Annotated in this window: 12 protein-coding genes; all 12 read right to left on the bottom strand. The window is 64.4% G+C overall.

Translation table 11 applies throughout. The features are described 5' to 3' along the window. Nucleotides 1-2: 2 nt before the first annotated feature. From FQ664_RS07250 to mraZ, 12 genes are read right to left on the bottom strand one after another with little or no spacing between them, the layout of a single operon-like run. Nucleotides 3-959 (bottom strand): D-alanine--D-alanine ligase, encoded by a 957-nt coding sequence (locus FQ664_RS07250; protein WP_144171185.1) that lies wholly within the window; start codon nucleotides 957-959, stop codon nucleotides 3-5. Continuing rightward, nucleotides 956-2,404 carry a UDP-N-acetylmuramate--L-alanine ligase gene (murC, locus tag FQ664_RS07245; protein ID WP_144171183.1) on the bottom strand — a complete coding sequence of 483 codons (1,449 nt, stop codon included), beginning with the start codon at nucleotides 2,402-2,404 and terminating at the stop codon, nucleotides 956-958. Before murC ends, FQ664_RS07250 begins: the two co-directional genes overlap by 4 nt. Then, nucleotides 2,397-3,476 carry an undecaprenyldiphospho-muramoylpentapeptide beta-N-acetylglucosaminyltransferase gene (murG, locus tag FQ664_RS07240; protein WP_144171181.1) on the bottom strand — a complete coding sequence of 360 codons (1,080 nt, stop codon included), beginning with the start codon at nucleotides 3,474-3,476 and terminating at the stop codon, nucleotides 2,397-2,399. The genes murC and murG overlap by 8 nt, the downstream gene beginning before the upstream one ends. After that, on the bottom strand, nucleotides 3,466-4,680 hold the full coding sequence (gene ftsW / locus FQ664_RS07235) for a putative lipid II flippase FtsW (protein WP_144171179.1): 1,215 nt from the start codon (nucleotides 4,678-4,680) through the stop codon (nucleotides 3,466-3,468). The genes murG and ftsW overlap by 11 nt, the downstream gene beginning before the upstream one ends. After that, nucleotides 4,677-6,023: a UDP-N-acetylmuramoyl-L-alanine--D-glutamate ligase gene (murD, locus tag FQ664_RS07230; protein ID WP_144171338.1), complete on the bottom strand. Its 1,347-nt coding sequence runs from the start codon at nucleotides 6,021-6,023 to the stop codon at nucleotides 4,677-4,679. The genes ftsW and murD overlap by 4 nt, the downstream gene beginning before the upstream one ends. Nucleotides 6,024-6,029: 6 nt before the next feature. Then, entirely contained in the window at nucleotides 6,030-7,112 is a 1,083-nt protein-coding gene (gene mraY / locus FQ664_RS07225; RefSeq protein WP_023661969.1) for a phospho-N-acetylmuramoyl-pentapeptide-transferase, read from the bottom strand. Beyond that, a complete protein-coding gene (locus FQ664_RS07220) occupies nucleotides 7,112-8,491 on the bottom strand; it encodes a UDP-N-acetylmuramoyl-tripeptide--D-alanyl-D-alanine ligase (protein WP_144171177.1) in 1,380 nt (459 codons plus the stop codon). Before FQ664_RS07220 ends, mraY begins: the two co-directional genes overlap by 1 nt. Further along, entirely contained in the window at nucleotides 8,484-9,974 is a 1,491-nt protein-coding gene (locus FQ664_RS07215; protein ID WP_474707136.1) for a UDP-N-acetylmuramoyl-L-alanyl-D-glutamate--2,6-diaminopimelate ligase, read from the bottom strand. Before FQ664_RS07215 ends, FQ664_RS07220 begins: the two co-directional genes overlap by 8 nt. Further along, nucleotides 9,971-11,713, bottom strand: a complete 1,743-nt coding sequence (locus FQ664_RS07210) for a peptidoglycan D,D-transpeptidase FtsI family protein (protein ID WP_178090959.1) — start codon at nucleotides 11,711-11,713, stop codon at nucleotides 9,971-9,973. The genes FQ664_RS07215 and FQ664_RS07210 overlap by 4 nt, the downstream gene beginning before the upstream one ends. Next, complete coding sequence (gene ftsL / locus FQ664_RS07205; protein ID WP_144171173.1) at nucleotides 11,713-12,006, bottom strand: cell division protein FtsL; 294 nt, start codon at nucleotides 12,004-12,006, stop codon at nucleotides 11,713-11,715. The genes FQ664_RS07210 and ftsL overlap by 1 nt, the downstream gene beginning before the upstream one ends. Beyond that, nucleotides 12,003-12,950, bottom strand: coding sequence for a 16S rRNA (cytosine(1402)-N(4))-methyltransferase RsmH (gene rsmH / locus FQ664_RS07200; protein ID WP_085626512.1), 948 nt, complete (start codon nucleotides 12,948-12,950; stop codon nucleotides 12,003-12,005). Before rsmH ends, ftsL begins: the two co-directional genes overlap by 4 nt. After that, a complete protein-coding gene (mraZ, locus tag FQ664_RS07195) occupies nucleotides 12,947-13,402 on the bottom strand; it encodes a division/cell wall cluster transcriptional repressor MraZ (RefSeq protein ID WP_004575120.1) in 456 nt (151 codons plus the stop codon). Before mraZ ends, rsmH begins: the two co-directional genes overlap by 4 nt. Nucleotides 13,403-13,597 lie beyond the last annotated feature (195 nt).

Here is a 13,597-nt window from a genome sequence, read left to right as displayed (position 1 = left end):
TGTTAACCTCGCGTCGCCACGCTTTCGGCCAGGATCGCCAGCACCAGTTGCTGGAAGTCCAGGCCGGCCGCGCGGGCCGCCATGGGCACCAGGCTATGGTCGGTCATGCCGGGTGCGGTGTTGACTTCGAGCAGCCAGAACCGGCCCTGCTCGTCCTGCATCACGTCCAGCCGCCCCCAGCCTTCGATGCCGATGGCATCGCAGGCGCGCGCGGTCAGGTCGATCAGTTCCTGTTCCTTGACGCTGTCCAGGCCGCACGGAATGCGGTACTGGGTATCGTTGGCGATGTACTTGGCGTCGTAGTCGTAGAACACGTGCGGCGTCCCCAGGGCGATCGGAGGTAGCACCTGGCCGCGCAATACCGCGACGGTGAACTCCGGGCCGTGGATCCACTGCTCCACCAGTACCTGGGAATCGTATCTGGCGGCATCCTGCCAGGCGGCGACCAGTTCCTGGGCGCTGTTCACCTTGGCCATGCCGATGCTGGACCCTTCATGGGCGGGTTTGACGATAAGCGGGAAGCCCAGTTCCGTAGCGGCCACCAAACAATCGCTTTCGCTCGCCAGCACGGCGTGGCGCGGGGTCGGAATGCCCAGGCTCTGCCATACCTGCTTGGTGCGCAGCTTGTCCATGGCCAGTGCCGAGGCAAGGATGCCACTGCCGGTGTAGGGGATGCCCAGGCACTCGAGCAGGCCTTGCATGCTGCCGTCTTCACCGCCACGACCGTGGAGGATGATGAAGGCGCGGTCGATCTTCTCGCTTTGCAGGCGGTCGAGCAGGTCGTCACCCACGTCGATGGCGACCACGTCGACACCGGCGGTGGTCAGCGCGTCGATCACTGCGGCGCCGGATTTGAGCGACACTTCACGCTCGGCACTCTTGCCGCCGTACAGCACGGCAACACGGCCGAACGCCTTGACGTCCAGGGTCGAGTGCAGCTTTTCGTAGGCGCTGGTCATTTCGACTTCTCCTGCTTGGCGCCAGCGAACAGCGGGCTTTTCATCAATTGCGGGGCCAGGCCGCCGACATCACCGGCACCCTGGCAGATCAGGATGTCGCCAGCGCGCAGCAGTGGCTTGACCAGCGGCGCCAGGTCGACGCCACGTTCGATGTAGATCGGGTCCAGCTTGCCGCGCTGGCGGATGCTGTGGCACAGCTGGCGGCTGTCGGCACCGGGGATCGGCTCTTCGCCGGCCGGGTAGACCTCCATCAGCAGCAACACGTTGGCATCGCCCAGCACCTGGACAAAATCGTCGTACAGGTCGCGGGTACGGCTGTAGCGGTGCGGCTGGTAGACGATCACCAGGCGACGGCTTGGCCAGCCACCGCGCACAGCCTTGATCACTGCGGCGACTTCGGTCGGGTGGTGGCCGTAGTCGTCGACCAGCATCACGCTACCGCCATCGACCGGCAGTTCGCCGTACACCTGGAAGCGGCGGCCGACGCCCTGGAAGCCGGACAGGCCCTGGACGATGGCCTCGTCAGTGATGCCTTCGTCGGTGGCGATGGCGATGGTGGCCAAGGCGTTGAGCACGTTGTGGTTGCCGGGCATGTTCACCGACACCTCAAGCGGCTCGCGGTCACGGCGCAGCACGGTGAAGTGGGTCTGCATGCCCATCTGGCGCACGTTGATGGCACGGATGTCGGCCTCGTCGCTGAAGCCGTAGGTCACGGTCGGGCGCTTGACCTGTGGCAGGATCTCGCGCACTACCGGGTCGTCCAGGCACATCACGGCCAGGCCGTAGAACGGCAGGTTGTGCAGGAACTCGACGAAGGTCTTCTTCAGCTTGTTGAAGTCACCTTCGTAGGTCGCCATGTGGTCGGCGTCGATGTTGGTAACCACGGCCACCATCGGCTGCAGGTGCAGGAAGCTGGCATCGCTCTCGTCCGCTTCGGCAATCAGATAGCGGCTGGTGCCCAGTTGGGCATTGGTGCCGGCAGCGGTCAGGCGGCCACCGATGACGAAAGTCGGATCCAGGCCACCGGCGGCGAACACCGAAGCCAGCAGGCTGGTGGTGGTGGTCTTGCCGTGGGTACCGGCAACGGCCACACCGTGGCGGTAGCGCATCAGCTCGGCGAGCATCTCGGCACGCGGCACCACCGGAATGCGCCGTTCGAGGGCGGTGGCGACTTCCGGGTTGGCCGGGTTGATGGCACTCGACACCACAAGCACATCGGCGGTGGCGGCGTTCTCGGCGCGGTGGCCGACGAAGATCTGGGCGCCGAACGATTCCAGGCGCTCGGTGACCGGCGAGGCTTTCAGGTCGGAACCGGACACTTCATAGCCCAGGTTCAGCAACACTTCGGCAATGCCACACATGCCTACGCCGCCGATACCGACGAAGTGAATACGGCGGATACGGCCCATCTTCGGCTGGGGCATGGCTTTCTGGCTCTCAACCATGGGCCACCTCCAGGCAGATATCGACCACGGTGCTGGTTGCGGCAGGTTTGGCCAGGCGCCGTGCGGTGCCTGCCATGACGTTGAGTTTCTCGGGTTGCATCAGCACCTCGTTCAGGCGTTCAGCGAGCTGCGCTGCGCCAGTTGTCGCTTGTGGCATCAGGAAGGCAGCGCCTTCCCGGGCCAGATATTGGGCGTTGTGGGTCTGGTGGTCGTCGATCGCGTGGGGCAATGGCACCAGCATCGAAGGCAGGCCCGCTGCCGCCAGCTCACTGACGGTCAGCGCACCAGCCCGGCACACCACCATGTCGGCCCAGCCATAGGCTTGGGCCATGTCCTTGATGAAGGGCTCTACCTGAGCCTCGACACCCGCCTCGTGATAGCGCTCGGCGGTGATCGGCGCGTGTTGCTTGCCAGCCTGGTGGAACACCTCTGGCCGCAGCGCGGCAGGCACCTCGGACAGGGCCTTAGGCAACAATTTGTTCAATGGTTCCGCACCCAGGCTGCCACCGAGCACCAACAGGTGTGCACGGCGCTCGGCCAGGGGCGCACGTTGCGCGTCCATGAACAGCTCCGGGCGCACCGGGTTGCCAGTGGTGCGACGTTTGTCGCTGGCCTCGAAGGTGTTCGGGAAAGCTTCGCAAACCCGTGCCGAAAGTGGCACCAGCAACCGATTGGCGGTACCGGCGCGGGCGTTCTGCTCGTGGATTACCAGTGGCACGCCGCACAGCCGCGCAGCCACACCACCGGGGCCGGTCACGTAGCCACCAAAGCCGAGCACACAAACCGGCTTGAGCTGGCGCATGATGCGCCGCGCCTGCAGCACGGCCTTGACCAGGGTGAACGGCGCCTTGAGCAACGACAGTTTGCTCTTGCCGCGCAGGCCGCTGACCTTGATCAGGTGCAACGGCAGGCCAGCCTGGGGCACCAGTTCGTTCTCGATGCCACGCGGGGTGCCCAGCCAGTGCACGCTGTAACCGCGGGCCTGGAACTCACGGGCGCAGGCCAGGGCCGGGAACACGTGGCCCCCGGTGCCGCCCGCCATGATCAATACATTCTTGCCGTCAGCGGCCATGATTGGTCTCCTCGGCAAAATCGCTTTCGCTGAATTCGTGTTCCTCACTGCCCAGGTGCGTGCGGCTTTCCCATTCGATACGCAGCAACAGGCCCACACAGGCACAGCAGATCACCAGCGAACTGCCCCCATAGCTGAGGAACGGCAGGGTCAAGCCCTTGGTCGGCAGCAGGCCGACGTTCACACCAATGTTGATCAGGAACTGGCCGATCCACAGGAACGCCAGCCCGAAGGCGACATAAGCGGCAAAGAACTGCTTGGCTTTTTCGGCCCACAGGCCGATATACAGGGCACGCACAGTCACGAAGACGAACAGCGCGATAGTCAGCAGCGAGCCAACCACGCCGAGTTCTTCGGCCAGTACCGAGAAGACGAAGTCGGTATGCGCTTCAGGCAGGTAGAACTGCTTCTGCACACTGTTGCCCAAGCCAACGCCCAGCCACTCGCCACGGCCAAAGGCGATCAGCGCCTGGGTCAGCTGGTAGCCGGAGCCGAACTGGTCGGACCACGGGTCGGTGAAGGTAATCAGCCGCGCCATGCGGTAAGGCTGTGCCTGTACCAGAACGAACACCGCGACCACTGCCAACACCACCATCAGGCTGAAGCGGAACAGCCCCACACCGCCCAGGAACAGCATGGCCGCCGCCGCGCCCATCATCACCACGGTGGCACCGAAGTCCGGCTCCATCAGCAGCAGGGCAGCCATGGGCAGCAGCACGATGAACGGTTTGAAGAAGCCCATCCAGGTTTCGCGTACCTCGGTCTGCCTGCGTACCAGGTAACCGGCCAGGTAGATGACCACGAACACCTTGGCGATTTCCGAGGGCTGCACGTTGAAGAAGCTGAAGCCGATCCAGCGCATGGAACCGTTCACTTCGCGGCCGATACCCGGCACCAGCACCAGCACCAGCAGGCCGAAGGCCCCCAGCAGCATCATGAAGCCCATGCGCTGCCAGGTGGCGATCGGCACCAGCATGGTGGCGCCGCAGGCGACCAGACCGATGAACACGTACACCAGGTGGCGGAACATGTGGTAAAGCGGGTTGCCCGACTGTACCGCAGCCACTTCCGAGGACGCCGAAGTGATCATCACCAGGCCCAGGCCCAGCAATGCCAGGCAGCCGGCGAGCATCGCAAAGTCCAGGTCGATGCCACGGCCGCTGATCAGCGGCGACGGGTAGGGCTTGAGGATGCCGAAGATCATGCAAGGCCTCCCGCTGCCTGGGCGAACAGGCGCCCACGTTCTTCGAAGTTCTTGAACATGTCGAGGCTTGCGCACGCCGGCGACAGCAGCACGGCATCACCCGCCTGGGCCAGTTCGGCGCATTGCTGCACGGCGTCGTCGAGGGTCTTCACGCGGACCAGTTGCACGCCATCGCCAAGGGCTTCGGCCAGACGCTCGGCATCACGGCCAAGCAGTACCACGGCGCGGCAGAAGCGCTGGACCGGCTCGCGCAGCGCAGCGAAGTCGGCGCCCTTGCCATCGCCACCGGCGATCAGCACCAGCTTGCCTTCGATATCGGCACCCAGGCCCTCGATGGCAGCCAGGGCAGCACCGACGTTGGTGGCCTTGGAATCGTCGTACCAGTTCACGCCGTTGCGCTCGCGCACCCACTGGCAACGGTGGGCCAGGCCAGCGAACTCGCGCAGCGCCTCGAGCATCGGTTCGAACGGCAGGCCGGCAGCGTACCCCAGGGCCAGCGCCGCCAAAGCATTGCTCTGGTTGTGGGCGCCGCGAATCTTCAGCTCACGCGCCGGCATCAGCGCCTGGAACTCGAACGCCAGGTATTTCTCGCCGTCCACTTCGCGCAGGCCGAAGGCCTTGAAGTCCGGCTGGTTGAGGCCGAAGGTCCAGTACGGGCGGCCTTCCACCGGCAGCGGCCGGCTCAGAGCGTCCTGACGGTTGACCACAACCTGGCGGGCGCCACGGAAGATCCGGTGCTTGGCCAGATGGTAGGCCGGCAGGCCGCTGTAGCGGTCCATGTGGTCTTCGCTGATGTTCAGCACGGTGGCCACTTCGGCGTTGAGCTGGTCAGTGGTTTCCAGCTGGAAGCTGGACAGTTCCAGCACGTACAGCTCGACATCATCGGCCAGCAGGTCCAGCGCCGGGGTACCGAGGTTGCCGCCCACCGCCACGCGCTTGCCCGCCTTGGCGGCCATTTCGCCAACCAGGGTGGTGACGGTGCTCTTGGCGTTGGAGCCGCTGATGGCAATGATCGGGGCCTTGGCGTAGCGGGCGAACAGTTCGATGTCGCCGGACAGCTTCACGCCACGCGCGGCCGCCTGTTGCAGGGCCGGGGTGGCGAGGGCCAGGCCAGGGCTTACGTACAACTCGTTGGCGCGGCACAGGAAGTCCACGTCCAGTTCACCACAGCGCACTTCCACCTGCGGGTAATCACGGCGCAGGGCGTCCAGTTCCGGCGGTTGCTCGCGGGTGTCGGCGACCGCAAAGGCAATGCCCCGGCTCGCCAGGAAGCGAACCAGGGACATGCCGCTCTTGCCGAGGCCGACAACGATGCGGAATTGGTCGGAAGCGATCAAAGACACGCTCATCTACCTCAGTTTCAGGGTTGCAAGGCCGATCAGCACCAGGATCACGGTGATGATCCAGAAGCGGACGATCACCCGTGGCTCTGGCCAGCCCTTGAGTTCAAAGTGGTGGTGGATCGGTGCCATACGGAACACGCGCTTGCCGGTCAGCTTGAAGGAGGCAACCTGGATCACCACCGACAGGGTTTCCATGACGAACACGCCGCCCATGATGAACAGCACGATTTCCTGGCGGACGATCACGGCGATGGTGCCCAGCGCGGCGCCCAGCGCCAGCGCGCCGACGTCACCCATGAACACCTGCGCCGGGTAGGTGTTGAACCACAGGAAGCCCAGGCCGGCACCGATCAGCGCACCGCAGAACACGATCAGCTCGCCCGAGCCCGGCACGTAAGGGATCAGCAGGTATTCGGCGAACTTCACGTTGCCCGACAGATAGCAGAAGATGCCCAGGGCGCCGCCAACCATCACCGTCGGCATGATCGCCAGGCCGTCGAGGCCGTCGGTGAGGTTGACCGCGTTGCTCGATCCGACGATGACGAAGTAGGTCAGCACGACGAAGCCGATGCCCAGCGGAATGGTGACATCCTTGATGAAGGGCAGGATCAGCGTGGTTTCGACGCTGGTCGGCGCGGTCTTGTACAGGAAGATGGCAGCAGCCAGGCCGAACACCGACTGCCAGAAGTACTTCCAGCGGCTTGGCAGGCCACGCGAGTTCTTTTCGATCACTTTGCGGTAATCGTCGACCCAGCCGATGGCACCGAACGCCAGGGTAACGATCAGCACCACCCACACGTAACGGTTGGTCAGGTCGGCCCACAGCAGGGTGCTGACGGCGATGGCGGACAGGATCAGCGCCCCGCCCATGGTCGGGGTGCCGGACTTGGACAGGTGCGATTGCGGGCCGTCGTTACGCACGGCCTGGCCGATCTGGCGGATTTGCAGGGTACGGATCATCCACGGCCCCAGCCACAGCGCCAGCGACAACGCGGTCAGCACACCCAGAATCCCGCGCAGGGACAGGTACTGGAAGACCGCGAAGCCTTTGTGGAACTGTTGCAGATACTCGGCCAACAGCAGCAGCATTAATGTTTCTCCCCGCTGGCACCGCACAATGCCGCCACGACGTTTTCCATCGCAGCGCTGCGCGAGCCCTTGATCAAGATAGTGGTGTCGCTGGCATTCTCGGCGCCAACCGCGGCGATCAGCTCAGCTTGAGTAGCGAAATGGTGGCCATTGGCGCCGAACGCCTTGACCGCGTGCGTCATGTTGCAACCCACTGCGTATAGGGCGTCGACCTTGCCACGCGCGTAGTCACCTACCTGACGGTGGCCTTCTTCCGCCCATTGCCCCAGTTCGCCGATATCCCCAAGCACCAAGACGGTGCGTCCGGAAAAGCCGGCGAGTATATCAATGGCCGCGCACATGGAGGTGGGATTTGCGTTGTAACTGTCGTCGATCACCCGCACACCGTTCGCCGCCACCTGCGCCACGGTACGGCCCTTGACCGGTTGCACGGCAGCCAACCCGGCGGCGATGCCGCTCAGGCTCAGACCAACGGCATGGGCAGCGGCGGCGGCGGCCAGGGCGTTGCTGACGTTGTGCTCACCGAGCACATTGAGTTGCACGTCTACCACCTCGCCAGCGCCATGCAGCTTGAACGACGGGCAACCACGGGCATCGCGACCGATGTCCGTGGCATGGAAATCAGCATTCGCGTTGCTGCGGGCGAAGCTGAAGACCTTGTGCGTACCGGCGCGCGCCTTCCAGATGCCAAAGGCTTTATCGTCCAGGTTGAGGATGGCGATACCGCCCTCGCCCAGGCCTTCGAGGATCTCGCCCTTGGCTTCGACGATCTTTTCCGGGCCGCCGAACTCGCCAACGTGGGCAGTACCGGCGTTGTTGATGATGACCACCTGAGGCCGGGTCAGGCCGACGGTGTAGCGGATCTCGCCAATGCGCGAGGCGCCCAGCTCGATCACCGCGGCACTGTGCTCGGGGGCGATTTCCAGCAGGGTCAGCGGCGCGCCGAGGTCGTTGTTCAGGTTGCCGCGGGTGGCGTGCACCAGGCCACGGGTACGCAGGATGCTGGCGAGCATCTCCTTGACCGTGGTCTTGCCGCTGGAACCGGTGATGGCCACCACCGGCTTGTCGAAGGCAGCACGGTTCAGCGCGCCAAGCTGGCCGAGGGCCAGGCGGCAATCGGCGACCAGCAGCTGCGGCAGGTCGACATCGGCCACTTCACGCTCGACCAGCGCCGCAACAGCGCCCTTGGCCTTTACATCGGCCAGGTAGTCGTGGCCATCGAAGCGCGGGCCGGTCAGGGCGACGAACAGTTGCCCGGCACCAACGCTGCGGCTGTCGATGCTGACGCCGGTGAAGGTGGCGTCGGCACCGACTGGTTGACCACGCAGTTGTGAAGCGAGTGCTGTGGCCAGCTGGCTGAGTACCATCGGCTTAAGCATGTGGAGCCTCCCAGGCTGCAAGTGCCTTTTCGGCCTCGGTCAAATCGGAGAAGGCATGGCGCTCGCCATTGATCTCCTGGTAATCCTCGTGCCCCTTGCCGGCCAGTACGATCACATCGTTGGCAGCAGCGGTGGCGATCAGATGCGCGATGGCTTCGCCACGACCGGCAACGAACTCGACCTCGGCAGGCTTGGCGAAACCCGGGCGGATGTCGTCAAAGATGCGCAGCGGGTCCTCAGTACGCGGGTTGTCGTCGGTGACCAGTACGCGGTCGGCCAGGCGCTCGGCCACTTCGGCCATCAGCGGGCGCTTGCCGCGGTCACGGTCGCCGCCGCAGCCGAACAGGCACAGCAGCTTGCCGTGGGCGTGCGGGCGCAGGGCTTCGAGTACTTTTTCCAGGGCGTCCGGCGTGTGCGCGTAGTCGACCACCACCAGCGGCTTGTCGCCGCCCCCCAGGCGCTGCATGCGGCCGACCGGCCCTTGCAGCTGCGGGGTGACCTTGAGGATTTCGTCCAGCGCATAGTCCAGCGCCAGCAGAGTCGCCACGGCGGCGAGCATGTTGCTCAGGTTGAAGCGGCCCAGCAACTGGCTGCGCAGGGTACGTTCACCCTGGGCGGTGACCAGGGTGGCGCGCACGCCTTCGTCACTGAACACGGCCTCACGGCAGAACAGCGAGGCCTCCGGGTTCTCCAGGCTATAGCTGAGCAACCGGGTCTCGATATGGTCGGCACTCGGGCGGCGGGCAAAGTCGGCAGCCAGGCGACGGCCGAAGTCATCATCCAGGTTGACCACCTGGCAACGCAGGCTCGGCCAGGCGAACAGCCTGGCCTTGGCGGCCTCGTAGGCCTCCATGCTGCCGTGGTAATCCAGATGGTCGCGGGACAGGTTGGTCATGACCGCGATGTCGAACTCCAGCGCAGCGACACGCCCCTGCTCCAGGGCATGGGAGGAAACCTCCATGGCCACGGCCTTGGCGCCGCCTTTCCTGAGGTCGTTGAGGGTCGACTGCACGGCGATCGGGTCGGGCGTGGTCAGGCGGCCGCTCTGCAGCTCACCATGGAAGCCGGTACCCAGGGTGCCGATCAGGCCACAACGCTGGCCAAGCACATCCAGCGCCTGGGCCACCAGCTGAGTGACGCTGGTCTTGCCGTTGGTACCGGTCACGCCCACCAGGTTCAGCTGGCGGCTCGGTTCGCCATAGAAGCGACCGGCAATATCCGAAAGCTGGGCGATCAGGCCCTTGACCGGGATGAGCGGCACATCGGTGATTGGCAGGACGCTCGCGCCCTGTTCCTCATAGGCCACAGCGGCAGCGCCACGGGCCAGGGCATCGGCGATATGCTCACGGCCATCGACCTTGGCGCCCGGCACGGCCAGGAACAGGTCGCCCGGGCGCACATTGCGGCTGTCCAGGGTCAGCTCACGGATCAGCGGGTCACGGCTGGCGTGAGCGAAAAGCTTGCTCAATGGCATTGTCATCATCCACGCCCTCCCTTGGCGGTTGCAGCTGCATTGACTTGCGATTGTTCGGCGGGTGCCGGTGGCGGCAGGTTGTCTGGCGGCACGTTCATCAGGCGCAGGGTGCCGGACATGACCTTGCTGAACACCGGCGCCGAAACCAGGCCACCGAAGTAGCCGCCCTTGCCCGGTTCGTCGATGACCACGACGATGGCGTAACGCGGGTCGCTCATCGGCCCGAAACCGGCGAACAGCGAGCGGTAGGCGTTTTCGGTGTAGCCCTTGGAGCCCACGGTGGCTTTACGCGCGGTACCGGACTTGCCGGCCACGTGGTAGAACGGCACCTGGGCGCGGAACACGCCGCGCGGTGCTTCGATCACCTGCTGCAGCATGCCCTGGACGGTTTCGGCGGTTTCCTTCGGAATGGCCTGCACGGCTTCCGGGGCCTTGTCGACCTTAAGGATCGACAGCGGCACCATCTTGCCGTCGTTGGCCAGCGCCGCGTAGGCATGCACCAACTGCAGGGCGGTCACCGAAACGCCATAGCCATAGGACAGGGTCGCAGTCTCGGCCTTGCGCCACTCGCGGTGGTTGGGCAAGTTGCCGACCCGCTCGCCGGGGAAGCCAAGGCCAGTGTACTGGCCCAGGCCGACCTGAGACATGACCCGGTAGATGGCCTCGCCGCCGATGTCGAAGGCGATCTTGCTCATGCCGACGTTACTGGAGTTGATCAGAATGCCGGTCAGGTCGAGGATCGGGCCCTCGCTCTTGGACACGTCCTTGATGGTATAGCGGCCGATCTGCAGGCTGCCCGGGTACACCTCGACCTTGTCAGTCGGCTTCCAGCGGCCACTCTGCAGCGCCGCACTCATGGAGATCGGCTTGACCGTGGAGCCTGGCTCGAAGACGTCGATGATCGCGCGGTTACGCATGGCGGCCGGGAACATGCTGCGGCGGTTGTTGGGGTTGTAGGTCGGCTGGTTGACCATGGCCAGGACCTCACCGGTCTTGACGTCCATGATCACCAGGCTGCCGGCCTTGGCGTCCTGTTCAGCAATGGCGTTGCGCAGCTCGCGGGTCGCCAGGTACTGCAGGCGCAGGTCAATCGACAACGCCAAGGTCTTCCCTGCCTTGGCGTTCTTGGTTACCTGGATGTCCTTGATCAGCCTGCCGCGCCGGTCCTTGATCACCTGCCGCTTTCCGGGTACGCCGGCCAGCCACTCGTCATAGGCCAGTTCCACCCCTTCGCGACCGTGGTCATCGAGGTCAGTGAAGCCGACCATGTGCGCGGTGACATCACCGGCCGGGTAGAAGCGGCGGAATTCTTCCAGGCCATACACCCCTGGCACTTTCAGGTCGAGCACATGCTGGCCCTGCTCCGGGGTCAGGCCGCGGACCAGGTAGATGAACTCTTTGCTGGCCTGCTGGGTCAGGCGCTCGGCCAACTGCTGCGGGTTCTGCCCCAGCGCTGCGGCCAGCTGTGGCCAGCGGTCTTTGGAGGCCTGCATTTCCTTGGGGTTGGCCCACAGGGTGGTGACCGGGGTACTGACTGCCAGCGGCTCACCGTTACGGTCGGTGATCAGCCCACGGTGCGCCGGGATAGGGATGTGACGCAGGCTGCGCGCATCGCCCTGGCCCTTGAGGAAGTCACGGTCGACCACCTGCAGGTCGATGATGCGCCAGCAAATGGCACCGACCATCAGCGCCAGCAAGCCGATCACAACGCGGAAGCGCCACGGGTAGAGTGCGCCTTCGAGCTTCATCATGGCGCCACCATCCGTACTTCGTCAGCCGAAGGTACGCGCATCTTCAGTTGCTCGGAAGCCAGGCTTTCAATGCGACTGGCGGCGGTCCAGGTGCTTTGCTCGAGGATCAGCCGGCCCCACTCGGCCTGGGCCTTGTCGCGCTCGTTCAATTCCCCGTACAGGGTATTGAGCAACTGACGGTTCCAGTGCGCGCTGTAGGACACGGCGATGGCCGAAATCAGCACGGCAACGAACAGCAGAAGCATCAGGAAGCTTCCGCCTGGCAAGGGTTTGGCAAACAGCCTGCTCACCGCAGTTTCTCCGCCACGCGCATCACGGCGCTACGCGACCGTGGGTTGGCCTTGAGTTCGGCTTCGGAGGCGAACTGGGCCTTGCCGATGAGCTTGATTTTCGGCTCGAAGACCTTGTGCTGAACCGGCAGGTTGCGCGGCAGGTTGTCGGCCTCACCTTTCACCAGCTTGCGCATGAACAGTTTGACGATACGGTCTTCCAGCGAGTGGAAGCTGATGACCGCCAGGCGGCCACCGACTTCGAGCGCATCGAGTGCGGCCTCAAGGCCGGCCTCAAGGTCGCCCAGTTCGTTGTTGACGTGAATGCGAAGCCCCTGGAAGGCACGGGTTGCCGGGTTTTTGCCCTTCTCCCACGCAGGATTGGCCACCTTGAGCACTTCTGCTAGGTCGGCGGTACGGGTGAACGGCTGTTTTTCGCGACGCTCGACCACGGCTCGCGCCATGCGCCCGGCGAAGCGTTCCTCGCCGTACTCCTTGAAGACACGAGCGATTTCTTCCACTGGCGCAGTGGCGATGAACTCTGCCGCGCTGATGCCTTGGTCCGGGTTCATGCGCATGTCCAGCGGGCCATCATTGAGGAAGCTGAACCCGCGCTCGGGGTCATCCAGCTGTGGCGAAGACACGCCCAGGTCCAGCAGCACACCACTGACCTTGCCGTGCAGCCCGCGCTCGGCCACTTCCGCACCCAGCTCGGCAAAGCTGCGCTGCACAATGACAAAGCGGCCGTCTTCGGCCGCCAGCGCTTGCCCCGTGGCAATCGCCTGTGGATCTTTGTCGAAGCCCAGCAGCCGCCCTTGCGGCCCGAGCTTGCTGAGAATCAGCCGGCTGTGCCCGCCACGGCCGAAAGTGCCGTCCAGATAGCAACCGTCGGCGCGCAGGGCCAATGCCTCGACAGCTTCGTCGAGCAGGACGGTAATGTGGTTGAAGCCGCTATCTATGGTCACAGGATCAGGTCACGCAATTCGTCGGGCATGGCGCCCGGTTGTTGAATAGCTGCAAGGTCGGCTGCCGAAACCGCGTTCCAGGCATCCTCATCCCACAGCTGGAATTTGTTCAGCTGCCCCACCAGCATCGCCTTCTTGTCGAGCTTGGCGTACTCACGCAGACGGGGCGGCACCAGGAAACGCCCACTGCCATCGAGCTCCAGGTCAACCGCATTACCGATCAGCAAACGCTGCAGGCGGCGGTTTTCCTCACGCAACGATGGCAAGGCACGCAACTTGGCTTCTATCTGTTCCCACTCATCGAGGGGATAAACACACAAGCAGGGGTCAACGGCGTCGATGGTCACGATCAGTTGACCATTGCAACGCGAATCGAGCTCGTCACGGTACCGGCTCGGCATGGCGAGACGACCCTTGGCATCGAGGCTGACGGCGTTGGCTCCGCGGAACACGGCTGCGATTCCCCACAATGTTAGCTTTTTTGTGCCAGAAAACCCACTTCATCCCACTTTCTGCCACTTGCGCACACTATAGGAATCCGCCCGCAGCACCGTCAAGGCACGTTCGGAAGGAAAAGCCTTACAGGACCGAGATTTAGCGCAATAAGGGAATGTGGAAGGACTACCAAGGAGAGAAAAACACGAGAA

Source organism: Pseudomonas persica (assembly GCF_900291015.1).
In the GTDB taxonomy this organism is placed as follows: Bacteria; Pseudomonadota; Gammaproteobacteria; order Pseudomonadales; family Pseudomonadaceae; genus Aquipseudomonas.
This window is presented reverse-complemented; position numbering and strand designations above follow the sequence as displayed.

Excerpts from the sequence above, each read along its gene's own strand:
- FQ664_RS07250 (WP_144171185.1), bottom strand. The coding sequence starts at position 959 with ATGACCAGCGCCTACGAAAAGCTGCACTCGACCCTGGACGTCAAGGCG.
- murC (WP_144171183.1), bottom strand. The coding sequence starts at position 2,404 with ATGGTTGAGAGCCAGAAAGCCATGCCCCAGCCGAAGATGGGCCGTATC.
- murG (WP_144171181.1), bottom strand. The coding sequence starts at position 3,476 with ATGGCCGCTGACGGCAAGAATGTATTGATCATGGCGGGCGGCACCGGG.
- ftsW (WP_144171179.1), bottom strand. The coding sequence starts at position 4,680 with ATGATCTTCGGCATCCTCAAGCCCTACCCGTCGCCGCTGATCAGCGGC.
- mraY (WP_023661969.1), bottom strand. The coding sequence starts at position 7,112 with ATGCTGCTGCTGTTGGCCGAGTATCTGCAACAGTTCCACAAAGGCTTC.
- FQ664_RS07220 (WP_144171177.1), bottom strand. The coding sequence starts at position 8,491 with ATGCTTAAGCCGATGGTACTCAGCCAGCTGGCCACAGCACTCGCTTCA.
- FQ664_RS07215 (WP_474707136.1), bottom strand. The coding sequence starts at position 9,974 with ATGATGACAATGCCATTGAGCAAGCTTTTCGCTCACGCCAGCCGTGAC.
- FQ664_RS07210 (WP_178090959.1), bottom strand. The coding sequence starts at position 11,713 with ATGAAGCTCGAAGGCGCACTCTACCCGTGGCGCTTCCGCGTTGTGATC.